Source organism: Methylomonas paludis (genome assembly GCF_018734325.1).
Classification (GTDB): Bacteria; Pseudomonadota; Gammaproteobacteria; order Methylococcales; family Methylomonadaceae; genus Methylomonas; species Methylomonas paludis.
This window is the reverse complement of sequence record NZ_CP073754.1, coordinates 1,336,218-1,361,587: the sequence shown is the minus strand read 5'-3', so window position 1 is coordinate 1,361,587 and position 25,370 is coordinate 1,336,218. Positions and strand designations below refer to the sequence as shown.

The 25,370-nt window shown below is 49.4% G+C and carries 22 protein-coding genes; 5 read left to right on the top strand and 17 right to left on the bottom strand.

Annotated elements, in window-relative coordinates; all coding sequences use genetic code 11:
• Positions 1-7: 7 nt before the first annotated feature.
• The 8 genes from tolR to KEF85_RS06230 form a co-directional block, all read right to left on the bottom strand.
• A complete protein-coding gene (tolR, locus tag KEF85_RS06265) occupies positions 8-457 on the bottom strand; it encodes a protein TolR (protein ID WP_215584124.1) in 450 nt (149 codons plus the stop codon).
• Positions 454-1,131: a protein TolQ gene (gene tolQ, locus KEF85_RS06260; RefSeq protein ID WP_215584123.1), complete on the bottom strand. Its 678-nt coding sequence runs from the start codon at positions 1,129-1,131 to the stop codon at positions 454-456. The genes tolR and tolQ overlap by 4 nt, the downstream gene beginning before the upstream one ends.
• Entirely contained in the window at positions 1,128-1,526 is a 399-nt protein-coding gene (ybgC, locus tag KEF85_RS06255) for a tol-pal system-associated acyl-CoA thioesterase (protein WP_215584121.1), read from the bottom strand. Before ybgC ends, tolQ begins: the two co-directional genes overlap by 4 nt.
• 128 nt (positions 1,527-1,654) lie before the next feature.
• Positions 1,655-2,692, bottom strand: coding sequence for a Holliday junction branch migration DNA helicase RuvB (ruvB, locus tag KEF85_RS06250; RefSeq protein WP_425515592.1), 1,038 nt, complete (start codon positions 2,690-2,692; stop codon positions 1,655-1,657).
• A complete protein-coding gene (gene ruvA / locus KEF85_RS06245; RefSeq protein WP_215584119.1) occupies positions 2,689-3,297 on the bottom strand; it encodes a Holliday junction branch migration protein RuvA in 609 nt (202 codons plus the stop codon). Before ruvA ends, ruvB begins: the two co-directional genes overlap by 4 nt.
• Positions 3,294-3,791 (bottom strand): crossover junction endodeoxyribonuclease RuvC, encoded by a 498-nt coding sequence (gene ruvC / locus KEF85_RS06240; protein ID WP_215584117.1) that lies wholly within the window; start codon positions 3,789-3,791, stop codon positions 3,294-3,296. Before ruvC ends, ruvA begins: the two co-directional genes overlap by 4 nt.
• Before the next feature lie 80 nt (positions 3,792-3,871).
• Entirely contained in the window at positions 3,872-4,627 is a 756-nt protein-coding gene (locus KEF85_RS06235) for a YebC/PmpR family DNA-binding transcriptional regulator (RefSeq protein WP_215584115.1), read from the bottom strand.
• Between the two features lie 533 nt (positions 4,628-5,160).
• The gene (locus KEF85_RS06230) at positions 5,161-5,685 is read right to left on the bottom strand and encodes an REP-associated tyrosine transposase (protein WP_215584114.1); all 525 of its coding nucleotides are present in this window, start codon (positions 5,683-5,685) and stop codon (positions 5,161-5,163) included.
• A 746-nt stretch (positions 5,686-6,431) separates the two neighbouring features.
• Between KEF85_RS06230 and KEF85_RS06225 the strand changes: the two genes are divergently transcribed.
• Complete coding sequence (locus KEF85_RS06225) at positions 6,432-8,057, top strand: vanadium-dependent haloperoxidase (protein ID WP_215584112.1); 1,626 nt, start codon at positions 6,432-6,434, stop codon at positions 8,055-8,057.
• 134 nt (positions 8,058-8,191) lie between these two features.
• Positions 8,192-8,803 (top strand): hypothetical protein, encoded by a 612-nt coding sequence (locus KEF85_RS06220; protein ID WP_215584110.1) that lies wholly within the window; start codon positions 8,192-8,194, stop codon positions 8,801-8,803.
• A 979-nt stretch (positions 8,804-9,782) separates the two neighbouring features.
• On the opposite strand, the gene KEF85_RS06215 is transcribed toward KEF85_RS06220, so the two are convergent.
• Complete coding sequence (locus tag KEF85_RS06215; RefSeq protein WP_215584108.1) at positions 9,783-10,145, bottom strand: DUF4870 family protein; 363 nt, start codon at positions 10,143-10,145, stop codon at positions 9,783-9,785.
• Between the two features lie 309 nt (positions 10,146-10,454).
• Between KEF85_RS06215 and KEF85_RS06210 the strand changes: the two genes are divergently transcribed.
• Positions 10,455-10,919, top strand: coding sequence for a hypothetical protein (locus KEF85_RS06210; RefSeq protein WP_215584100.1), 465 nt, complete (start codon positions 10,455-10,457; stop codon positions 10,917-10,919).
• Positions 10,920-10,922: 3 nt separating this feature from the next.
• Entirely contained in the window at positions 10,923-11,582 is a 660-nt protein-coding gene (locus KEF85_RS06205; protein WP_215584098.1) for a hypothetical protein, read from the top strand.
• 644 nt (positions 11,583-12,226) lie between these two features.
• Here KEF85_RS06205 and KEF85_RS06200 read toward each other — a convergent pair.
• The 6 genes from KEF85_RS06200 to KEF85_RS06175 form a co-directional block, all read right to left on the bottom strand.
• Entirely contained in the window at positions 12,227-13,315 is a 1,089-nt protein-coding gene (locus KEF85_RS06200; RefSeq protein WP_215584097.1) for a right-handed parallel beta-helix repeat-containing protein, read from the bottom strand.
• Between the two features lie 277 nt (positions 13,316-13,592).
• On the bottom strand, positions 13,593-14,957 hold the full coding sequence (locus tag KEF85_RS06195; protein ID WP_215580090.1) for an IS1380 family transposase: 1,365 nt from the start codon (positions 14,955-14,957) through the stop codon (positions 13,593-13,595).
• Between the two features lie 63 nt (positions 14,958-15,020).
• The gene (locus KEF85_RS06190) at positions 15,021-15,308 is read right to left on the bottom strand and encodes a hypothetical protein (RefSeq protein ID WP_215584095.1); all 288 of its coding nucleotides are present in this window, start codon (positions 15,306-15,308) and stop codon (positions 15,021-15,023) included.
• A 1,120-nt stretch (positions 15,309-16,428) separates the two neighbouring features.
• Positions 16,429-17,040, bottom strand: a complete 612-nt coding sequence (locus KEF85_RS06185) for a response regulator transcription factor (RefSeq protein ID WP_215584093.1) — start codon at positions 17,038-17,040, stop codon at positions 16,429-16,431.
• A gap of 1,068 nt (positions 17,041-18,108) precedes the next feature.
• Positions 18,109-18,492, bottom strand: coding sequence for a response regulator transcription factor (locus KEF85_RS06180; RefSeq protein ID WP_215584091.1), 384 nt, complete (start codon positions 18,490-18,492; stop codon positions 18,109-18,111).
• A 332-nt stretch (positions 18,493-18,824) separates the two neighbouring features.
• Positions 18,825-20,510 carry an ATP-binding protein gene (locus KEF85_RS06175; RefSeq protein ID WP_215584089.1) on the bottom strand — a complete coding sequence of 562 codons (1,686 nt, stop codon included), beginning with the start codon at positions 20,508-20,510 and terminating at the stop codon, positions 18,825-18,827.
• Positions 20,511-20,757: 247 nt separating this feature from the next.
• Between KEF85_RS06175 and KEF85_RS06170 the strand changes: the two genes are divergently transcribed.
• Entirely contained in the window at positions 20,758-20,904 is a 147-nt protein-coding gene (locus KEF85_RS06170; RefSeq protein WP_215584087.1) for a hypothetical protein, read from the top strand.
• Between the two features lie 814 nt (positions 20,905-21,718).
• Here the strand turns inward: KEF85_RS06170 and KEF85_RS06165 are convergent.
• On the bottom strand, positions 21,719-23,401 hold the full coding sequence (locus KEF85_RS06165; protein WP_215584085.1) for a PAS domain-containing sensor histidine kinase: 1,683 nt from the start codon (positions 23,399-23,401) through the stop codon (positions 21,719-21,721).
• A gap of 108 nt (positions 23,402-23,509) precedes the next feature.
• A complete protein-coding gene (locus tag KEF85_RS06160; RefSeq protein ID WP_215584083.1) occupies positions 23,510-25,081 on the bottom strand; it encodes an ATP-binding protein in 1,572 nt (523 codons plus the stop codon).
• Positions 25,082-25,370: the final 289 nt, after the last annotated feature.

The window sequence follows — 25,370 nt, the reverse complement described above, 5'->3', positions numbered from 1 at the left end:
GATCGGTTTATTTCTCGGGCGGTGGCGTGGTCATCAAACCTACTTTGGGCGCACCGGCAGCTTTTAGGGCAGCCATCACGGTGACAATCTTGCCGTATTCAACCTGATGATCGCCGCGCACATAAATCTGGGCGCGCGGATTGGCTTTCATGACGGTGTTCACCCGGCTGTACAGCTCTTCCTGATCCACCGGCTCATCCTGACGGTCGCCGATATCAATATAAAAATTACCGTCTTTTTTAATGGACACAATCACCGGCGGCTCGTCTTTCAAATCCACTGCGGCGGCATCGGCCTGGGGTAAATCCACGTCCACACCGGTCTGCACCAGCGGTGCGGTAATCATAAAAATCATTAATAATACAAAGGTGACATCAATGTACGGAACCACATTGATTTCCGACATTGGCCCACGGCGCTTGCGTCCGCCTTTTCGATGACTGCCGCCTACATTCATTTGCTGTGCGCCTGTCTTTGCAATAACACCACAAATTCGTCTATGAATAATTCATAACGTCCCGCCAGTCTGTCCAGGCGCGTGGAAAAACGGTTATAGGCGATTACCGCCGGTATCGCCGCAAACAGGCCGATAGCAGTGGCAATCAAGGCCTCGGAAATACCCGGCGCCACATTGGCCAAGGTGGCATTTTTGATTTCACCTAACGCTCGAAACGAGTTCATAATCCCCCATACCGTACCAAACAAACCGATATACGGACTGGTGGAACCCACGGTAGCCAGAAACGGTAAAGTCTCGTCCAGTCTGTCCAGTTCCCTGGCCAGTTCGATGCGCATGGCGCGTTGAGCACTTTCCACCTGCACCATAGGCTCGACATCGCCTTTCTGGCGCATCCGGGCAAACTCCCGGTAACCGGCCAGAAAGATTTTTTCGATGCCTTCCGGATCGAAGCGGTCATTGGACATTTTTTTGTATAACTCGGTCAAACCCAGGCCTGACCAGAATTCCGCTTCAAAATCGTCGGTAATATCAATGGCCTGTTTCAACTCGCGGCGTTTGGTAAAAATAAACGTCCAGGAGGCTACCGAAGCAGACAGCAGGATAAACATGACAACCTGAACAATGACGCTGGCTTCTGCAACCAGATGGAGTATGGATAAATCGGTATTCATCGGCTTAAAAGTTCCAGAATAGCTGTGGGAATAAGTTTAGGTTTCAAGGTGGCGGCATCGATACAGGCGATACGCACCGTAGCCTGACACAAGTGCTCGGCCGGTTTGGTAATGGCCTGGGCAAAGGTAAAACTGGTCTTTTTATAGTCGATCACGGTGGCGCTGACTGCCAGCAGATCATCCAGGCGGGCCGGTTTTAAATAATCGACCTGGACACTGCGCACCACAAATAACACCTGATCTTCGCGCTGCATTTTATCCAGCTCAAAACCCAGGCTGCGCAGCAATTCGGTGCGGGCGCGTTCAAAAAACTTCAGATAATTGGCGTAAAACACTACGCCACCGGCATCGGTATCTTCGTAATAGACACGTACCGGCCAACTAAATTCCGTCATGGTTGAGTTATCATAAACTAAAAACAGGGTGATTATTCAGGCTAATATTCCATAATGCCCGGCTAAACAAGCCGTTATCGCGATTGATGCGCTGCATTTTGTTCAGCACATGGTATATCGGTTGCTTATCATATATTAAAAATATCGTCGATAACCGGTGGCGCTGCCGGCGGCTGCAAACCAAAGTATTGATAAGCCTTGGCTGTTACCATTCTACCCCGTGGCGTACGCATTAGAAAACCCTGTTGCAGCAAATACGGCTCCAGCACGTCTTCCACGGTACCGCGCTCTTCGCTGATCACTGCCGCCAGGGTATCCAGACCTACCGGCCCGCCCTGAAAATGATTGATCATGGCCAGCAGCAACTTGCGGTCCAGACTGTCAAAACCCTGATCGTCTATCTTTAACATCACCAGCGCCTGTTCGGCTATCTGCCGGGTGACTTTGCCGTCGCCTTTGACTTCGGCAAAATCCCGCACCCGCCGCAACAACCGGTTGGCAATCCGGGGGGTGCCGCGTGAGCGCCGGGCAATTTCGTCTGCACCGCCGCTGTCCATAATGATGTTGAGCATGCGCGCCGAACGCACCACGATACTGGCCAGTTCCTCGGCACTATAAAACTCCAGACGCTGAACGATGCCAAACCGGTCGCGCAAGGGTGAAGTCAGCAGACCGGCGCGGGTGGTTGCGCCGATCAGGGTAAACGGCGGCAAATCCAGCTTGATGGAGCGGGCAGCCGGGCCTTCACCTATTATAATATCAATTTGGTAGTCTTCCATAGCCGGATACAGCACCTCTTCCACCATGGGGCTGAGTCTATGGATTTCATCGATGAACAACACATCATGGGCCTGCAAATTGGTCAGCAGGGCGGCCAGATCACCGGCTTTGTCCAGCACCGGCCCGGAGGTTTGGCGCAGATTGACGTTCATTTCGGCAGCGACGATATTGGCCAGCGTGGTTTTGCCTAAACCGGGCGGGCCAAAGATCAGCACATGATCCAGCGCCTCGGAACGGCTGCGGGCAGCCTGAATAAAAATCTCCATCTGCTGGCGCAGTTCCACCTGACCGACATAATCCTGCAAGCGTTTGGGACGAATGGCTCTATCCTGACGCTCTTCATCATTGTTACCCTGGGCGCTGATCAAACGATCGCTTTCTATCATTTAATGGCTCCGCGCAAGGCCTGGCGGATGATATCCTCGCAACTCAAGTCCTCCACGGCAATCAGCTGCACCATGCGCTGGGCATCCTGAGGTTTGTAACCCAAGGCAAGCAATGCGTGGATGGCCTCCTGGCGGGGACTGGCCGGTATCGCCGCACGTACACTATTAGTGCCGGCAGGGCTGGCCGCGCTACTCTGTTCCAGCGCCGGCAAACGGTCGCGCATTTCTATGATCAAGCGCTCGGCGGTTTTTTGGCCCACGCCCGGCAAGCGCACCAGACTTTTCACATCGTTATCATGTACACAACGATAAAAGGCATCCACGCTTTGCCCGGAGAGAATAGTCAGCGCCAGTTTGGGGCCAACGCCATTGACTTTAATCAGGGTACGGAATAACTGGCGTTCGGTTTCGCTGGCAAAGCCAAATAAAATATGGGCATCTTCGCGAATCACCAGATGGGTATGCAAACGCACTTCTTCGCCCAAACCCGGCAGGTCGTAAAAGGTGGTCATCGGCGCTTCTATTTCATAACCCACGCCCTGTACATCCAGCAGTAATTGCGGCGGGGTTTTCTGGATCAATTTGCCGCGCAGAAAGCCGATCATGAAGCCACCTGCGGGTAAAGCCGGGCAATTTCCAGATAGCGGCAATGGCACAAACTCAAGGCCAGCGCGTCACTGGCATCGATCTGCATATCGCCCTGTATGCTTAATAATATTTTTACCATGTGCTGCACCTGCTGTTTTTCGGCACTGCCTTTGCCCACCAGGGTCTGTTTGACCTGCCGCGCCGCATATTCAAAAACCGCCAGATCCTGATTCACTCCGGCGCAAATTGCCGCGCCCCTGGCCTGGCCCAGTTTTAGCGCAGAATCGGCGTTTTTGTGCATAAACACCTGTTCTATGGCCATTTGCCGGGGCTGGTATAAGGCTATCACCTCGGTAACGCCGTCAAAAATCTGCTTCAAACGGGTGGGAAAATCAGTGGCCTGCACTCTGATGCAGCCGCTGGCGATATAACGCACCCCGGTGGCGGTGGTTTCCACCACACCATAGCCGGTGAGTCGTGAACCTGGGTCTATACCTAAAATTCTGCTCAAAAGTGTGTTGCTGCTCTGGATTGGGGGAATGGCGGCACTATCGCTACGCGATAGTCGATGTGGTGAGTATATTTAAAAAATCAGGCCTCGTCCATTGCCGCCATGATCTCATCGCTGATATCGGCATTGGAATAAACGTTTTGCACATCGTCCAGGTCTTCCAGACGGTCGAGCAGTTTCAGCATTTTTTCGGCCGCTTCGGCATCCAACGCGGTTTTGGTGTCGGCGTGCATGGTCACCTCGGCAGTTTCCGGCTGATAGCCGGCAGCCAGCAAGGCGTCTTTCACCGCCTGAAAATCGTCCGGACTGGTCAACACATCAATGCTGCCGTCGTCATTAGTCTGTACATCATCCGCCCCGGCTTCCATCGCCGCTTCCAGCAAGGCATCTTCATCCAGACCGGTTTCGAAGCTGATGATGCCGATTTTGCGAAACAGATAAGCCACCGAGCCATCTGTACCCAGATTGCCGCCGGCCTTGGCAAAGGCGTGACGCACATCGGCCACGCTGCGATTGCGGTTATCGGTCAGGCAATCCACCATCACTGCGGTACCGCCCGGCCCATAACCTTCGTAGCGCACTTCTTCGTAATTAACCCCGTCCAGCGCCCCGATGGCTTTTTTAATGGTGTTGTCCACGGTATCACGGCGCATATTGGCAGCCAGCGCTTTATCAATTGCGGTGCGCAGGCTGGGATTATTGGTCGGATCACCACCGCCCGAGCCTTTGGCCGCCACACTGATTTCACGAATCAATTTGGTAAAAATCTTGCCGCGTTTAGCGTCTTGTGCGCCTTTGCGATGCTTGATATTAGCCCACTTGCTATGCCCTGCCATGATGTCTCTCTACTGCCCAACTTGGATTAAATCGGTTATTTTACCATTACTCGCCCCAAAACGTAGCTTCGATTCGGAGCCATGAACTCGCCGCTGCTATCATGATCTATTTAAGTTATTCGTCTAGTTACGCAGGACTTGGGCGGGGTGGCTTTAATGGTGGGTTAGCCGATATTTAAAAGCCTTGGGCTTCAATTCCTCGATTCCGCTGCGCTGCATCGAGGCTACGAACTGCTTCAAGCCTCAATGTAGCCTTGATGGTGAGGAGTCGCAGCCATGAACTTGCCGCTGCTATCTTGCTGTATTAAGCTATTCGTCTAGTTACGCAGGACTTGGGCGGGGTGGCTTTAATGGTGGGTTAGCTGATATTTAAAAGCCTTGGGCTTCAATTCCTCGATTCCGCTGCGCTGCATCGAGGCTACGAACGGCTTCAAGCCTCAATGTAGCCTTGATGGAGCGCAGCGGAATTGAGGATTTACAGCCAAAAAGCGTCAAATCACCGTCCAGCCTATTTAAAGCCAATCAGCAAAACCCTACTCACCGCAATCCAGATCATCAAGCTGAACACCCGCCCAATTTTCCGGCAACCAACCCATCCGAATATAACGATGTAATGAAGAATACGGCCAGTCTTCCGCCTGTTTTACCAAGCCGTGTTTGACCGGATTAAAGTGAATATAGTCGATATGGCGCTGCATATCGCTATCGTTACGGATGGTATGTTCCCAATAACGGCGCTGCCAGATCAAGTAACTGCCGTCGTTGCGCCTGATAACCGGTACCCCGGATTTTTCCAGCTCGTGGCTAAAAACCGATTTGATGAGCTGCCATCGGGCCGGATAATCGCTGTCCTGGTCTGGTAAAGTCCAAATACAATGTAAATGTTCCGGCAATACCACTATTGCATCAATCCGGAAAGGTTTTTGGGTTTGGGTTTTCCGAAATGCCGTGCGTAATAAATCAATGCTATCAATGAGATGGCTGGCGTGGCGATTATGCAAGGCCACGGTGAAAAAATAGCTTCCGCCAGGGGTAAAGTGACGCCGGTAATTCACCATGGCAGTCTGTTGGTTTTTTGATTCAGAGGCATTAACTTTAATACAGGATAATCGAAATGGAAATATCCTGGCTGCGAATTCCTCGATTCCGCTGCGCTGCATCGAGGCTACGAACGGCGGGCCAGGTTTATCCACGCCATGTGGCCTCGATGTAACGCAGCGGAATCGAGGGTGTTGCTCAGGCATTGCGGTTAAGGTGTATTGCTTTAAACGACATTCAAAACCTGGCTTTAATTGGGCTAAATTGTGGTTTGAAACAATTTGGCTGCGATTCCTCGATTCCGCTGCGCTGCATCGAGGCTACGAACGGCGGGCCAGGTTTATCCACGCCATGTGGCCTATGATACTTATTTCTGCTCGGCAAACTAATATTACATTAATTAATAACATGCCTGTATTTAAGCAATAAATCAGCATTTAGTGTTTTTATACCAGCACACCTTTTTATGACAACCTTGCTTATCCTTTGATTTTAAATAAAAAATAATGTTGGCATTTATTGTGCATTAGCTATAACGAGCAATCAGCTTGGTTTCTCTGGCAGTGGATTGGATAGCTGACGCATCGTAAATCTGCCGTCAGAGAAACCGACGCCGGGATATTCCGGCAGGGGGCGGACAAGGAAAACCCGCTTAGGCTCACAAGGCAGTCTCAGCGTCCTCTGCCGGAATGCTCCGGAGTCGCTTTAAATCCGCATCGGCAGGATTGAAATTTATAAGGTAATTAACTAAAACAAGGGTATAGCCATGAAAAAACTGAAGTTACAATCTCCATCATCACTGACTGCTATCGCTGTAGCAGTGGCTTCTGTACTGTTTGCCGGTCAGGCTGCTGCTGATGCAGTAACCGACTGGAATTTAAACGCTATTAAAGCCACCAAAGGTGTTGATCCTGCTCAAGGAACCGGTGGCACCGCCTCAATTGCGCTGAATTCCAACGTAGCCACTCGGATTGAAGCGATTAGCTCCCGTGCTGTTTTCGATGCGGTTAACGCCATTAACCATTTCAGCGCCAACACCTATTACTATTCCGGCAGCTTCAGCAGCGGTGTTAGTGCAAATTCAGCTTCAGCTGCCGCTGCACAGGCCGCTCATGACGTATTGCTGGGTACTTTACCCACTACCTCAGCCTGGACCAATACCCGCGCCTGGCTGGATAGCCAGTTGAGCACTTATTTGACCACGCTGGGCGTCAGCGCCGGTGATGCCGGTATTTCTGCCGGTCAGCAAGCTGCAGCAGCAGCCCTGGCAGCACGTGGCGCAGACTTTTCTGCCATCAGAACCACTTATACCCCATCCACCAATCTGTATGTTAATGCCAGCAATGCACTGGCTGTTAATGCCACCGGCAACCCAGGTGTAGGTTTGTGGCGGCCTAGCAACGGTGGAGCCGGTGTGGTTGACCCTAATACCGGCGCGCCAAGCGGTTTTGATGGTACCGGCGCTATCGTGCCTGCTGCCGCGATTGACTTTAACTGGAAAAACGTTACCCCATTTACTGTTTCCAGCGAAGAAAAACAGGAACTGGTTGCTCTGGTACCGCCTTCATTAGTGATCGGCAGTACTGAATACACTCAGGAACTGGCATTTGTACAAAGCCACGGCCAAAATTTTGCCAACCCAGGCAGCCGCACCTCTGATCAATTGCTGCAAGCCCTGTATTACAAACAAGATGCCGAGCTGACCGTCAACGAACTGGCCAGACTGGGTTCAGCCGCACGCGGTTTTACCTTAAACCAGAATGCCAAATTGTTTGCTGCAGTGGATAGCGTGATTGCTGATGCCCGTATCGCCGCCTTCCAATCCAAATATGATTTGCTGTTCTGGCGTCCGGTTACTTCTCTGAATGCCGACTCTACCGGCGCAGCCACCACTTATAACTGGAAACCGCTGGGCACTACTCCATCGCATCCTTCCAGCACCAGCGGCCACAGCACCACTGTTTCATCCGGTTTGGAAGTGTTGAGAGCGTTCTTCCAGTCTGATTACATCCTGCCCAGCAAAGCGGCTGTAACCCTAAGCACTTTGCCTTGGCTGGTGGGTACCAACAACGGTACCGGCCAACTGGCAGCACCGATCAGCGGTCAGGATGGTACTTCACGCAGTGTCACCACTTTAACCCAGGCGCAACTGGAAAATGGTCGCAGCCGGATTTATCTGGGCGTGCATTACGGCATCGACGACTTCCAAGGCCAAACCCTGGGCTTGTCCTTTGCTGACCACGTGTTAAGTGCACAAGCTGATCCAGCTATCAGAGGTACCAATATTTATCGCGGCAATAGCAGCGTAGTGTCGATAGGCAATCTGTACAGCACTTTTGTGACTAATTCCGCAGTGTCCGGCTTCTATGGTCTATCCGGCTTCGTTCGCTAAGTAAGGCTGGCTTCCCCCTGTCTGGGATCAGCCGGGGGAAGCCATAACAGCCTGGAAAAACGGATTTTTCTGCGATGCCTAAAGTTATTTAATCAATAGTTAAGCTGGATATTAATTGTCCAAGAGAGAATTTTATGAAATTAATAAAGATGTTAAGTTATGTTGTGGCCGGGTTGCTGGCCAGTGCCGGCGCCTCGGCATCGCCTCTGGTCAACGGCGATTTCAGCACTGGGGATCTGAGCGGCTGGACTAGCAATGGTTCGGTTAATGTTATTGACTGGGGCTTCAACACCACCGGCTCCGCTTTGACCGGGGATTTGTTTGCCGGTTTGGGTACGGATGTACCGACCACCTTGACGGAAACTTTTCATTTGGATGCTGGTGATACCTTTACCGGTCAGGCCCAATGGATAGGCTGGGATTACTTGCCAAATAACGATTACGGCTCAGTATCCATCGTCGATGACACCACCACAAACAGCACCACTTTGTTCAGCGGCGATATTGCCACTTACGGTGATTTCGGCAGTTCAGCGGTGAATAGCTTTCAGTTCATTGCCCCTACCACCGGTGACTATACCATCACTGCGGCGGTAGCCAATGCGGGAGACAACTCATCGCCTAGTGAATTGCAAGTGGCTAATTTCGCGGTAACTGCCGTGCCGGTACCATCGGCATTCTGGTTGTTCGGCACAGTGTTGGCCGGTTTCGCTGCCGGCAAACGCCGTTTCGGCAACGCCGAATAAGCTGCGCGTCGTAACTGTCGGGATGACAGGATGCCTTTGTTGCCATCGGCACTATTGATTCAATTTGGCGCCAGGGTTTGGTTGCAGGCCTCCCCGCTACCCCAGCAACAAACTATGGCCGGTTGAGTTAATACTTAAGGTGGGAACAAAAAGCTTATCAGCCGTTTCCGGCAATCATCCAGACTGGATGTTTCCGGAAACCCTGATCTCCTGGCGGCGGGGTTTCCCGTTCCGCTGCCTCTCCCGAGCCAAATCCGACCATCAATCCGGCTGGTTTTGGCTCACACTTCTAGGTCGCCCTACCTAAACCCGGTGCAACACCGGGTATTTTTTCGATAGGGTTGCGCTTCCGATCATTGCCGCCAGCATCATAAACAAATCCCCCCTTTTTGATAAAGATTAGGTTGTGTATGCCTTGATGTCGGGTTGTTGCATCTTGGGGTTGGGCGAATAGTGTAATACAGGGTGATAGAAACGGCGAGGTTTTGGGCTGCGATTCCTCGATTCCGCGTTGCTGCATCGAGGCTACGGACTACCTGCTTGGGTCTGGGTTTTGTGGGAGGTTTGTGGATTATTGGTAGAGGGGGTTTAAGTTTGATGGAGGGTTTGGGAATGGACGTTCTCTGGCTGCGATTCCTCGATTCCGCTTTGCTGCATCGAGGCTACGGACTACTTGCTTGGGCCGGGAATGCAGGGTGATAGAAACGGTGAGGTTTTGGCTTCGATTCCTCGATTCCGCTTTGCTGCATCGAGGCTACGGGCTACTTGCTGGGGTCTGGAATACAGGGTGATAGAAACGGTGAGGTTTTGGCTGCGATTCCTCGATTCCGCTTTGCTGCATCGAGGCTACGGGCTACTTGCTGGGGTCTGGAATACAGGGTGATAGAAACGGTGAGGTTTTGGGCTGCGATTCCTCGATTCCGCGTTGCTGCATCGAGGCTACGAACCGACCTCAAGATACCACAACGCGGTATCGGTGTTACATGAAATTGGTAATCGGCTTGCCGTCGGTCAAGGCATACCAACCCACGGCAATCCGGTACACCATCCAGACGATAGTCACCAATAATACTATCAGGCCGAATTGGGTGGTAATGCTGATCCCGGCCAGTGCAAAGCCGGCCAGCGCTATCCAGGTGGTTTTGATCTGCCAGTTAAAGTGCGATTCCAGCCAGGTGCCTTTGCTGGCATTGCGTTTGTAAAAATTAATGGCCACGCCCAACAGCAAGGGTAAACCGGCCAGCATGAAGGTGAGAATTTGGCACAAATAAACTGTGGCGGCCAATCTTTTTAATGTGTGAATTTGATCAGCCTGCAGCTGACCGAGGATAATGTTATTCATAAATACCTGCTTATGTATCATAGGGTTGTCTCAGATAGAGACGGATAGTCATCAGGAATACTGAATGGTGGGCGGTGTGGCTGATGGCGGGTTTGATACTGTCAACAATAGTCTTAGCATCAGGGTTTATCTGTGCGGCAGCACACATAAGTAGTGCTATTATTCGGCACAATACGGCTATCGCCTATTGCGCCCTATGCTGCGGTTTGTCGGGTTGGTAAACATAGCATGACAAAATGGGGCGGCAGTGTGGATGAAAGCTTGGCTTAGCGATATGTTGGCGCTAATGTTGGCTGGCTGCATATTGATATGGCTACACTGATTGCCTTTAGGCTTCCCACCTGCGCTGATATCGAATATCTGGCGGCGCACCTGCGCGCCTCCGATCTGGCTGAATTGGCGGCAGTATCGGATTTATCACCGCTGCAGGCGGTGCAAGCTTCGGTGGCGTGTAGTGATCCTGAGTTTGTGTTTGCGGTATTTGCCGATCAGCATTTATTAGCCATCGGCGGCGCCTCACCTACCCTGGAACCAGGCGTAGCCGCGCCCTGGCTATTGGCTACCAGCCGGATCGATGCCCATTTATGGACTTTAACCCGGCAGAGCCGACGCATTCTGGCTTTGATGCTGGGTAAATATTCCTGTTTAAGCAATGTGATTGATCAACGCCAGCATGGTACGCTGCGCTGGCTGCAAAGTCTGGGATTTAGCCTGACCGAGACCTTGGTTTATAAGCCGGGTATACCTTTATGGCGTTTTGAACTAAGGAGCTAAGTGATGTGTGACGGTTTCAGCGAGGCATTTATGGCGGCGGCCGCCGGCGCTTCCGAAGGTGTTGGGGCGATGGCCGGAGGTTATAGCGCTTTGGCCGGGATCGGCGAATCCCTAGGCTCTGCTGCCGCTTTCGCCGGCACACACAGCGGGGCGCTGGCGGCGATCGGCTCGGCAGGCATGTCTGCCTATAGTGGCTATAGTCAGGCCAATGCCAGCCAGGCGGCGGCAAATTATCAAGCCCAAATCCAGCAAAATAATGCGGTGTTGGCTGGGTATCAGCGCAGTGCCGCTTTACAGCAAGGCCAAAGTCAGGCCGAAGCAGCCATGTTACAGCAAAGCCAAATTCTGGGTGAGCAGCGAGCCACACTGACCAGCAACGGGATTAAACTGGACTCCGGCTCAGCTGTCGATCAACTGGCCACCACTCGGTTTTTGGCCGGACAGGATCTCAATACTCTGCAGGCCAATGCCGCCCGCGCGGCCTGGGGGTATAGTGCAGAGGCCGGCAATAATCAAGCTCAAGGCCAATTATTGCGCTGGCAGGCTGCCAATAACAATCCGGCGGCTATAGCGGGCATTAATGCGGGGGCATCTTTATTGTCTTCGGCGTCTTTATATGCCTTGGGCAGCAAGACCAATTTGTTTAATTCTTTGTTGAGTTAGGCGCGGGCGGGGCGTTTTGGCCGCAGGCAAAACGCCCCGCCCCTGACACCGGCAGCATGATATCAATTCGATTGCCCTACCCCCTTTCAGGCTGCGGCGTATCCACCCTAACAGCAAGGGGATAAGCAAAACCATTAAATGATTAGGGCGGCGTGTGTCGCGCTAATCATTTAATGGTTTTGCAGGTGCCGGTGCTTATTGTTGTCCATAATTTTGTGGTAAGAAAGGAATACTTGTGGTTTTTAGCGACAGTATCTTTTGGCTGTAACAGTGAAAATTAACAAAAACCATTAAAATATTGAGGGATATAATGAAGGTTTTTTGGTTCATCGACCTTTGCGGGGCCACGCTAGCCAGGAAATATAAGCTTGGTGATATCTGGCTTATTGACCATCTGAAATGACTTTAAAACAAGACGTAGAGTGGATTAGTAACTCTGAAACGACATTTAGCTGAAGACTTACTCAGTATTTTGTCAACCACCAGCCCTTGGTAGCAGGGCTGGTGAGGGATATTTTGGCTGGCTTTAAGAGAGCTTGTCCAAATCAACTATTAGTTATTAATCTTGGACTGTATCTTTGAATAACGGCATCCTTGCTGGTTTGTTGATCCTGGCCTAAGGATTAACGCCTGACTATAGCGGTTTAAGAGGCAGTGTATTTAATAGGATCGGTGATATAAGCACCTACATTCAAATTAGTGGCTTGACTGCTAACAGTGTAGTTAGATACGGTCACCAGCACAGGTTGGCCGTCACTGATGGCAGGAGATGTTGCACTGATGGCGAAATAGGTTTTGCTCAAAGTGCCTGCAGTGATGGTACCGGTTAAGGCCAGTTGTGGATTGGTAATCCAATCGTTAGGGTCAATAAATGCAGGTTTGCTTGACCAGATATTGTTGGTAAATTGTAAGCCGCTTAATGTGGGCACTGCTGCGACTGCGCCGCCATCGTTGCGGAAGAAAATATTGTTTTCCACAACAGAAGCTTGATTAATATTGCCGGTATTTAAGGTGCCGTTAACTAAAGTATTATTAGTAATGAAGGCATTGCTCAAACCACTGCCGGAAACAATAGTCCAGGAAAAGGCGTCGAGGTTGCCGTTCAAAAACATATTGTTAATGACTACATTATTGGTAGAACGGGGAACTGAGGCGACTTCGTCGGCTAAAGATAATAAATTAGCTCTTTTACCCACTACATTGTTAGCGGTGTTATAAACCAGATTATCTTTAAACAACACATTAGAGGCATCAGAAATATAGGTGTTTTCTGCCCAGTTATCATAAACGGTATTATTGCTGATGAGGGTACCATCTGCTTCATAAGTAGAAAGACCTTCACCCCAAACGTTATAAACAGTATTGCCTGTCAATTGGGCATGGCGGGTAATGCCGGTAACAGGGTTACGTGCTGCACTGATACCTGTACCCCAGCCGGAATGACCACCATTGCCGATCAGATAATTATAATGATCCAGACAGGTTTGATAAACGGTGCTGTTTTGGACGACGCTATAATCGCCTTTGGCCAGAATGCCGGTACCCAATACATGATGCACTTTCATATTACTGACAGTATCGTTATTACCTTGCAGATAGATGCCGGTACCACCGTTACGGACTTCAAAGCCGGATACGATGATATTTTGTCCATTCAGCAAAAAAAACGGATCATAAAGGCCATAAGCTATATTGCTGGCATCCAGGATGGGGGCTTCGCCGTTATAGGCCAAGACTCTGGTGGGTTGAGCGGCTGTGCTTAATTGATCCTGAATCCGTGTTCCTTTGGGTTTACGGGGTAGCCACTGCGTTTTTTACGCTTTTTTTAAAAAATAACGTTCCCCCATCACAGCTTAACTGCCGCCCATCAACCCCCTGACGGTAAAAATCCCACGTTTCTCCGGCTTTGCCGCTCTCCACGAGTGAAAAACCAGACATCCAGACAAGCAATCCTCTTCTCAATCCTGAGAATCAGCTCAAACCTTGCGTTTCCGTTTCTGTTTCCCAGGATTATCCCGATGCAAAGCCAGGCTGTACCACCAATCGCTCCTGCAAAAAAGCGAATACTTTAGCGACTGGCGAATCGTGCCCCAAATCAAGCCACCATTGCCGGGCCTTATGGATGACCTGAGCGGCTCGATACATGACTTCTTGCAGCACGGTTCGTAACCGCCGACGTTTTGCAGGATGGCGTATCGGTGCCAAGTGACCCGTCAAGCCCAGTTGACCAATCAGCCGCAAGCAGTTATAGGCCAGCATGCCCATTCTCAACAGGCAGTCGTTGGTCTCAAACTTACCTGAGGGTAACCGCTCCAAATCCAGGTCGGTTTTGAATTCCGAATGGAATTGCTCATGTGTACCGTGATCGCGATAGCGTTCAATGACCATTTCCTCCGCTTCCTCCAGACTTGTCCACCAACCTTCCAGTTCTACCTCCGGCAACAACAGCATCTGTCCATGTTTATTCGTGGTGCGCTCAATGACCCGTATGACCAGTCTGAAATGACGAATCTGTTTTTTCCAGGCGCGTTCTACGATCAACGTCATTAACGCTTCCCGTTTACCGGGTCGTTTTTCAACAAAGGCTCCGGCTGCTTGTGCTTTTTCGACCCAAGCTGTTTTGTCCTGTTTTCTGGGATTCCATTTGACCAAGTAGTCAAAGCACCGATCCATAGCCGCCCAGCGCACTTTCTCATCGGCGATGGCAAACAACAGCTTGGCGCTATCAAACCCTGAATCTTTGCGAAGCAGTACCGGTAAAGTCGGTGCAACCAAACGCTCAACGCGAGGAAATAGCCGCTCTAAAAAATAATCAATCTCCAGCGATGAATGCCAGCGACCGGGGCGTAACTCCAAGCCGACACACCAGCCCTCATTGCCTATATACGCCGCAACCGGCGTATAACCATCCACACCTTGATAGGTTCGGCTGACCTCTTCCTTCTTGGTGCCACTCTGATCCATGACGAAGGTATCCAAATCCAGGCAGACGTAACCTTTATGGGGTGTGATCGGGGCTTGTATTCGCTCAATGAGTCGAATCGAACATTCGTCCAACGGTTCCAGTAGCTTACCGCTGATACGATCAAGCCGTTGCCGCAGCCAGACACTGCCAGGAACCTTGCGTACATCCAATGCTTTCTTGAAAAAACGATCCTCACGAAACGGTTCAACTGCTTCGAAATCGCTTTTGCCTATACATAACAGACCGACCATCGTTTTCAATAAATCAGAGGTCTTAATCCCTTGGGATACCGGAATTTGTCCATCCACCACCGCTTCGACATTGATGGCTTCCAGGCATTGGCCGATTAACGACAGCCCGGCATAGGAAGTCAGTTCCTTCTTGGATTCTTTTAGCTTAAAACGTGCCATAATCAAATTGGGTGAACACAGAAAGTCTATATTATACCTTATTTATCATTGGCTTATGCGTTATTATGCGAGCCTGAACACGGATTCAGGTTGATTTAAGATGACCAGATCTTCGTTATAAACACCGCCGCGTACATATAAGGTGTCGCAGGCTTTGATGCGGTAACCGCCAGTGGCGATATGTTGCCAAGGTTTGGTCAAAGAGCCGACATTGCCGTCATTGCCGTTGGTGGCGACATAATAGGTTGAACAGGCTATTGCTGTCAGCGGGACTAGTCCCATTATTGCACTCATGGTGACAATAGTGCCTAGTAAGGCGGGACGGATTTTATGTGGGTTATGTGAGAACATGACACTCTCCTAATACTAAACATTTATTATTATTTATGTTTTCTTGTTAGTAAAAATACAGCGATTGGTTCATTTCAGCTTTTGTACCTTAAAAACTTTTTAAATCTGGTTTTGTTTAAGCTTGTTTTTAAGGTATGGCTAGATAATATAGAAATTCTCAATATTTACTATCCGCTCAAACCCTGAGTAATACTACTCAGGGTATATAGGGATAAACAGACGGGATTAACTACACGGGTTTTACGGCAAAAAAAACGCACCGGAGTGCGTTTTTTCAATATATGGAAATATACCCGGCCAGCCTGGTTTGTTTGAGTTTTAATTCAAACAGCCATAAGCTTAGGCCGAGTTTTTTACTTGATATAAAACTGTTTTTATTGATTATTAAAAATAATACATTAATTATCAAAATTTACTATCCGCACCAGCCCTGAGTAATACTACTCAGATGACATAGGGATAAGCAGGAGTGGGGTTAACAACGAAGTTTTTGGGCAAAAAAAAACGCACATGAGTGCGTGTTTAACTATATTCATAAAGCCGGCAGAGTAGAAGCGTCTGCAGCTATTCAAACATTTACAAATATATATCGGAATTTTTTACCAGATTAAAATACTTGGCAAACCTGTAAGTCTGCAGCGGGGTCAGTTTGAACAAACGCCCCAGCCGGATCAATGCTTTTAAAATACTCAGCCGGATTCTAGTCGAGGTTATTGATAGCATCATCATCTCCAAATATCCTTTACAGCTTAAAAAAAATATTTATTGCAGCTTGATATCAGCTATAAATCCGGCGATTACATCCAGTATTCCTTATAAAAAGGCTTGATCTGTGTTTAACTTTAATCACAATAATTAAAATTAACAATCCGTATTAGCACTGAGTATAAATACTTATTTTGCGCTTGGCAAGGGTAATTGCCAGTGGTTGACCAACATTGGTTTGACGGCAACCCCAGAGGCTGTGCCGACTCTGCAGGCGCATGGTGCGCGATTGATGCGCATCACTGCGTTCAGCGCATCCTACGCCATATCCGTCAAAATAAGATTGGTCGACTACCAGGAGTATCCGGCACAATACCGCTCGCCTATTACGCCCTAGGGTTTGCGGCTTAGCGGGTTAATTGCGCTCAGGCGGCAGATTTTCTATTAAATGTGCCAGCTCAATCAGGTTTGCTGCGCCGGTTTTATCCATGACTCTGGCTCTATGATTTTCCACAGTACGTGGACTGATGTCCAGAATCCGGGCAACTTCTTTGTTGGAAGTGCCTTTGCTTAACAGCCGGGCAATTTCCAGTTCACGGGCCGTCAGCTTGCTTAAATCCCGCTCGGCACCATGCCCTTGGCGTTCATGACGCAGTACATCCTGGACAATACTGGCCTGGATACGCGCCAGCAACTGCTTGGCATCTACCGGTTTGGTTAAAAAATCCACGGCCCCGGCCTGTATGGCATGAACGGTGGTAGGAATATCGCCGCAACCGGTCAAGAAAATAATAGGCAACAGCCACTGACGGTGGATCAGTTCTTCTTGTAAATCTGTGCCTTTCATGCCCGGCATGTTGATATCCAACACCAGGCAGCCCGGCTGATCCGGACGATATGCACTTAGAAATGCCTGGGCGCTATCAAAGGTAGTAACCGCCAATCCGGCCGTTTTGATCAACAGACTAAGACTATCCAGCACGGCCGGATCGTCATCAACTACATAGACACAAGGTAATAAATCCATTTAATACCCTTCAAACTATGCAAAACTGGGTAACTGCTGTTAGCGGGATACCCGCCTTATTAAGCTGTGAATTTGGATATTCGCCGCGAGCCTCAGGCTGAGCGGTTAAGATTTTTGAGCTGGGTTTGCAGCTTGGCTGCAACTGCTGCTCAACTGTACTAGATAGGATTTTCATATAGCCCCCAGGATTAGACAGAAAACAAACTCAGATGACTATCCGGCACAGCACTCAGGCAATGTGGCCCGGCTTAGACTTTGGACAATAATCGGATAGTTGGAAACAGGTAACTTTCAGCATAACTATGATGTGCAGCAACCCGGTAGCAAGGATGTAGGCGAATCCCTCGCACACTGCATTTCATCAAGTTGAATAGTTACTTAATTATTTTTAATATTGGGCTATAGCAAACTTGCCAAAAGAACCAGGCAAGCCAACATAAATGCCAAAAATTATTTACTTTGCCAGCCTGTGGCTGCGGGTGAATCCGCCGAACTGTACATATCCATGTACGCAAAACAGCAGGTTAAAAAATAAGGACCTATTCAGGGTAGCCTTGAGGCGGCAACACGGACGAGTCTGTAGGCTTATATTATAATGACCAATAAACACGATGATTGACATATGTCTAAGTGACCGTGCGACAAGGTTGGTTTAGATCATGCCAATTTAAATTATCGCACCTATGCCCTGCGTAATTTGCATAACTAATTATACCTAAATTTAACACGGCTTTTTGGATTTGCAAATGATTTCAGCCTAGCACCAAGCGGCCGGGAGCGGTTTTTAGCCTGGATTAAGGTCTAAGCTCTGACTTTGATTGCCAAAACTCAATCAGCCGATTTTTTCAACAGCTCGATTTTTTTTGCTGAAAAACCGGTACAGCTGGACTAGCCGATGCCAGTCAATGGGCTTAAACGCTGCAATCAACCGCAATTTGGTGGATTACTCGCGGTAGCGCCTGGATGTGCCGATTCTGCAGGCGCATGGTGCGCTATTGGTGCGCTTCACTGCGTTCAGTGCATCCTAGCGGATATTCGTCTCAATAGGATGGATCGACTTCTAGACCATCAGTGCCGGGCTTTTTCTGCGGCTATTAGGGTTTGTATTTGGCTTAATAATAGCGCTGGTTGAACAGGTTTGATCATAAAATCAACCGGGCAGAGTGATGTTGCCTGCGTCATCATGTGCACATCTTCATAATTAATCAGAAAAATAACCGGCAGGGATATTTTATGGTGAATAAGCTCCGCCAGCAGCTCGGCGCAACTCATGTGCTGCATAAAAATATCATACACCAGGCAGCAGGGTCGACCGGGCTGATACGCTGGCAAAAACTCACCAACACTTGCGCAAACGGTTACCGCCAAACCAGTACGATTAATGAGTAGCTCCAGACTATCACGCGCGGCAGCGTCATCTTCAACCAGATAGACACAAGGTAATAAATCCATTACATACACTTTCGAGAAGTGGATAGGCACAGGCTGCAAATTGACAACCAAGCTAAGTAAAGGCGTATAACGATTGCAAAATATCAGATCGTCGATTCCGCACGCTATTCACAGCCACGGTCATCATTACCTGGATTCCCGTAGGCGGCAAGGGCGCAGGCTTAGGGCTACCCCCAAGTATTTTTCGTTGCGATAAATAGTTTTGATAAATCAATAACGACGCTTTTACTCAGCTCAATTAAACACAATATACTAACAGCTAACAATCCGGTTAACTGCTTAGGGATAAATACTCAGATGCTGGATGTTATTCGAACTACCCGGCCCTAAATTTATTTAACAATCGGCAAGGTAAAGTGGAAACTGGCGCCGGTGTCTGGCTTTGACTCTGCCCAGAGTTTGCCGCCGTGTGCGCCTATTATTGTCCGGCAAATCGCCAGGCCCATGCCCAGGCCGGTGGCTTTTGTGGAGTAAAATGCTTGGAAAACATCCTTTACTTCTGCCTCTGTTAAGCCTATGCCGGTATCACTGACACAGATATGCAGCATGGCTGCATCAGCCTGCTGGATTTCGGCGCTGATGGTCAACTTGGCTTGAGCCGGCGTTATATCCTGCATGGCTTGGATGGCGTTGGAAATAAGATTGATCACGACTTTTTGAATTTGCAAATGGTTGCCCAATACCGGCGGCAGAGCCGGGGCAATTTGCCAGTGCAGATGCGGGCGTAATCCGTAACCGCCCTTTCCGACTACGATTTCGACTGATTCAATCAGCAGGTCGACTATATTGATGGACTCTGAGACACTTTGGTTTTTTTGCAGCGAAGCTACTAGTTCGTGCATCATTTTACCGGCCCGCTGTGCCTGCTGTTCGGCCTGGGTCAAGGCGTAACGCAAGGTTTCCAGATTTTGGCTATCGGTTTCCAAAACCTGTAAGGCCACATTGGTATAGGTGCTGACTGCGGTCAAGGGCTGATTCAGATCATGGGCTATGGCCGCGGCAGTCTGGCGGGCCAGGAAATGGCGGCCGGCCTCTTCCAGCTCCCCCCGCTTGGTGTCGATCAGTTGCTCCATACGCCGCTGCTGGGTGACATCACGGATGCTGACCACTGCACCGGTAATCAGGCCGTCGCCATTGCGTAGCGGGGCAAAACTATAACTGCCTATCAAGCTTAAGCCGGTGTCTTTACGCCGCACTGTGTATTCGATACCGCTGTGTTTTTCGCCGCGCATGGCCCTAAACACCGGCCATTGCTGGGGCGACACGACCTCACCGTCTGCACTGATTTTTTCCAGAATGGCGGGATAATCGCTCAATTTGACCGGGCACTCGGCTTTGTTTTTAAAACCATGCATGACGGCAAAGGCTTCATTAAAATCTATCAGGGTGCCGTGTTCATCGGCAATAAACACGGCGTCATACATGCTGCTGAGGGCGGCCTGTAATTTTGTCCGACCCAGTTCCACTTCCTGCTCAGCGGTTTTACTACGGGTATTATCCTCGGTAAAAATGACGATGCCGCCGATAGCGCTATCATCATCAATCCACGGCCCCAGTTCCAGCCGCACCCAGCGGACTGCGCCATCCGGCATCTCAAAGCGGAAGTTATCGGTGATGATAATTTCCCCGGCCAAAGCTCGCTGATGATAACTGCGGCATAAGTCACTGATATTGGGAAACACCTGGTAATGTGACAGGCCCAGCACTTCTTCCTTAATATTGAAGTCGCTGATCCAGCGGGCGCTGGCTGACAAATAATGCATGTCGCGATCAAAAATGGCGATTGCGGCCGGTGCATATTTATTTAGCAAATTAATATTGTGCTGCTTTATGTCCCGCTGCTTGGCCTGCTCCAAGCCGGCTAAAATCTGCACCACCCCCGGCATTGTCTGGTTATCAGTGGTTGCGCCGGGCAAACCAGCGGCATTATCTTTAACAACATCCGCGAGGTCTGACTCGGATGCGGTTAAGTTCGCTTCAACCCGTTGAGCATTTTGTTGATCAGATATATTTTGCATGGTGTGCCAATTCGGTAGCATCGGTATCAGTTATAGCTCAGTGCATTAGGCTACCATGCCGACCCGGATTTGCAAGTTGCGGCAATTGCAATACTGAGTAGTTTTACTCAGTAGTAATACGGATTCTCTGCTGTGGTTTTACTGGTTATTCTGGTGGTTTGTATAAAGTTGTTGCGGTGTTGCGGGTAAGCCGAATAAATACCGCCAGTTTGGTATCAAATACTTTTAACGATATCGGCAGTAAATCATGTTAATAAAACGCACCTATAAGATACGGTTATCTGCAACCCAAGCCATCATTAAAACCGGCAAAATTTTGGGTATGGCCCCGGTCAATTCTTACCAATTGGCCAGAAACTTAAATCTGGTCTGTGCTGCTGATTGCTATCTGTAATCAAGCTGTATCATTACTGAACTAAAATAACAGGCTATATGGCTGATGGAAGACCTGATACCAGCAGTTAACAAGTTAGCACGAGCCGGCATTGGCGTAACTGAAAACTTGCCAGGACTGCCCTGCTGCAATTTTTTTACACCATCCGACAAATCAAATTGAACTCACAGTTATCCGGTTTATTTCTTGGCTAAAAAATACTCAGCTTAGCTTGCCAGCAACCATTTATTTCATTACAATATTTGTGGATAGATGATGGACACCAGATTTTGGTGTTGCTTATTGCACCAAACTTATCCAGCTCTTTGCAATTACCGGTATCGGCCTGGTTGACTGGTTAAAACACCAGCAGCATGATAAACTTATCTTTTGCGTTAGTGCTATTTGACATGGGGGATGTGATTTCCAAGTAGCCCTGCGCCTAAGCTATGCCATCATGGCTATGTGGGGGCTGGTCCCCTGAAAACAGCTGCCCATACTAATGGATGAATGCTATTTAACAAACCAGGGACGGTAAAGTCGTCATTATCAACCATCACAACAACCACCCTTAGCTTGTGCTGAAAAAATTTAAGGCTATGCTGCTGCAATTTTTTTGGTAGCTGGCGAAGGATAATTGTGAACCTTTTACTGCATAGAAAGTCGTTATTCTAGGTTTTGAGTAAAAAGTAATTTTATCTAAATATAACTGCTATTTTTTGCCCATATTTATGAGATTAAGAAGACGAACAAAAAAACTGATTATTGAAGTTTTAAGTGGGATTTTATTCTTTACTGCGATGTTGGTTTTTTATTTCTTTGTTGACATCTAATCCTATTTTGTCACCGGCAGGGTAAAGTGGAAACTGGCGCCGGCTCCGGGGTTGGACTCTGCCCAAAGTTTGCCGCCGTGGGCTTCTATAATGGTCCGGCTAATGGCCAAACCCATGCCCAGGCCGGTGGCTTTGGTAGAATAAAACGGTTGAAAAACCTCATTTATCGCTTTCTGGCTTAAGCCTGTGCCGCTATCACTGACACAAAAATGCTGTAGGGCTGCATCCTCTACGAAGCCGGCGATGCTTAGTACCAGGGTGGCTTGGGCGGCATCGATGCTTTGCATGGCTTGTATGGCGTTAGCAATTAGATTAACCACCACTTTTTGGATTTGCAGATAATTACCCAATACCGGTGACAACGCCGGCTCAATTTGCCAGATCAGCTGCGGCTGTCGGCAACTGCCGCAATTGCCTAGCGCAATCTCGACAGCTTCGGCCATGACGGCAGGCATATCCAATGGCTCTTTCTCACTTTGATTTTTGTACAACAAAGCCATTAATTCATGCATGACTTTCCCGGCCCGTTGGGCTTGCTGTTCGGCATGGGTTAAGGCATATCGCAGGGTTTCCAAATTCTGGGTATCGGTTTCCAGGATGTGTAAAGCGACACTGGTGTAATTGGCCACGGCAGCCAGCGGTTGGTTAAGTTCATGAGCAATCGCTGCCGCTGTTTGGCGCACCAGCAAATGCTGATTGGCTTCATCAAGCTGGATGCGTTTGATTTGGATCAGCTTTTCCATATTGCGCTGCTGGGTAATATCACGGGCATTGACCACGGCTCCGCTAATCTGGCCGGCGCTGTTGTGTATCGGGGCAAAACTATAATGGCCTATCCAGGTTTCACCGGTGCGCTTACTGCGCAGGGTATATTCAACGCCGCTGGCCGCTTCCCCGGTCAAGGCTCTGGCCACCGGCAATTGTTCACGTCTGGCCGGTTCGCCGTTCATCAAAAATACATCTAATTCGGTTCGATACTCGGCAAAATGCAGCGGGCAGTCCGCTTTGGATTGAAAGCGGTGAAACGACACAAAAGCCTGATTAAAGTCGATCATTTCGCCGTGGTCATTGGCGATATACACGGCATCATGCATGCTGCTTAACGCCGCCTGTAATTTGGCCCGGCTGACTTCGGACTCCAGCTCGGCTTTTTTGCGTTGGGTGTTGTCTTCGGTAAAAATAACTATGCCGCCGATTTCGCCGTTTTCCTCACGCCAGGGTCCCATTTCCAGACGCAACCAGCGCACTTCACCATTGGGCATCTCAAATCGGTAGTTGTCTGCGGTGATGATTTCCCCGGCCATAGCCCGGCGATGATAATCTATACAAGCGCTGCACAGGTTGGTAAATATCTGATAGTGCGACTGGCCCAGCACTTCGCCCTGAATATTAAAATCACTGATCCAGCGGGCGCTGGCCGATAAATAACGCATATTGCGATCAAATATGGCAATGGCAGCCGGGGCGTAATTGTTGAGTAAATTAAGGTTATGCTGTTTTAAGTGCTGCAGTTTGGCCTGTTCCTGCCCCTCTAAAATCTTTACCACCCCTGGCACTGACAGGTTATCGGCATTAATACCGGCGGCATTATCCGACTTAAGCCCATCACCGCTAGACTTGAATTGGGCGGCATTGTAGTGACTCTCAAACAGTTGGGCTTTTTGTTGATCAGATCGTTTTTGCATGATGTTCACTTAGCATCAGTGTTATTGTCCATGACCTGCTTAACGCCAGCTTGCGACGGTCAGGCTGGGCGGCCCAATTGCCGCAGGGGTTTAGCCAAACTCTGGCTGTTAAATTAATTGTGCAATCGGCAAGGTAAAATGAAAATGGGCGCCAGCCCCAGGGCTGGATTCCACCCAGAGTTTACCGCCATGGGCTTCTATTATCGTCCGGCTAATCGCCAGCCCCATTCCCAAGCCGCTGGCTTTGGTGGAAAAAAACGGTTGAAAAACCTCTTCGGCCTGGGCTTGGCTTAAGCCTGGGCCGGTATCGCTGACCCGTACATGCTGCAGGGTGCTGTCCCCCGGCAAAGTTTGGGCGCTTAATATCAGTGTTGCCTGCTCCGGTGCCATGCCCTGCATGGCCTGTATGGCATTGGCAATCAGATTGACTACCACTTTTTGAATCTGCAGGCGGTTACCCTGCACCGGCGCTAATCCCGGCGCTATTTGCCAGATCAGGAATACGGGCCGGCCATGGGCGTTGTTGCCGATCACAAAGTCGACTGCATCGGCCATGATGGCCGCTATATTCAGTGATTCTGTGACACTCTGGTTTTTACACAACAAGGCCATTAATTCGTGCATGGCTCGCCCAGCCCGTTGCGCCTGTTGTTCGGCCTGGGTTAGGGCGTATGCCAGGCTTTGGCTATTGTGGCAGCCGGTTTCCAGAATCTGTAATGCTACATTAGTATAATTGACTATGGCGTTAAGTGGCTGATTTAATTCATGGGCAATGGCGGCGGCAGTCTGGCGCACCACTAGATGCCGGTGGGCTTCTTCCAGCTCCAGACGCTTGGCGTGGTTCTCCTGACCCATCTGATGTTGTTCGGTGACATCGCGGGCGCTAACCAGTGCGCCAATAATCAGGCCATCGCTATTGCGCAGCGGCGCAAAGCTATAACTGCCTATCCAGGTTTGACCTCTGTCTTTATGACGCAGCCTGTATTCAACGCCGGTTGCTGTCTCGCCACGCATCGCTCTGAATACCGGCCATTGCGCCCAGGGTATGATTTTGCCGTCGGCGCCGATTTTTTCTAAAATTGCTGAATAATCACTTATCTTGTCCGGACACTCTGCCTTGCTTTTAAAGCCGTGATAGCTAACGAAGGCTTCATTAAAATCAACCAGTTGCCCTTGTTCATTGGCTATGTACACGGCATCATTCATGCTGCTCAGGGCGGCCAGTAATTTTGAACGGCTGATTTCGGCGGCAAGCTCGGCATTTTTTTGCCGGGTATTATCCTCGGAGAAAATCACGATGCCGCCGATAGCGCCATTATCCTGATACCAGGGCTCCATCTCCATACGCAACCAGCGGGTGTCTCCATCCGGCATCTCCAGTAGAAAATTATCGGTGGTGATGGTCTCGCCGGCCAAAGCCCGGTCGTGGTAATCCTTGCAGATTCCGCAAAGATTGTTTACCGCCTGATAATGCGACTGGCCCAGCACTTCACCTTGGATATGGTAGTCACTGATCCAGCGGGCGCTGGCAGACAGGTAATGCATATTGCAATCAAAGATGGCAATAGCGGTTGGAGCATGCCTGTTCAGCAAGTCAAGGTTACGCTGTTTTTGATGCTGCAGACTCAGCTGATCCAAGCCCTGTGCAAATGCTGGGTTAGCTTTTTTTTGATCCGACATATTTTACTTAAGTAAATGATAAACAGCATGATTAGCCTGCCAGCCGGCAAACTATTTGGTCAAGATCATATCGGTTGAAACAGCCCGGCTAACTCTAGCGGGCTTAGGTCCTGTCACTCAGCAAGCAAATAGCTGTGAGGCAGCCGCATCGGTACAGGATATACAAAAAAGAACAAGCATTAAAGCTAGAAGATAAGCAATCCAAGCAGCTTTTTACAGATTTGTGGATTACTCAATTTTTTACGCTATCAAGTATACTCAAAGTATTTGAATACGCCAATATCGGCAG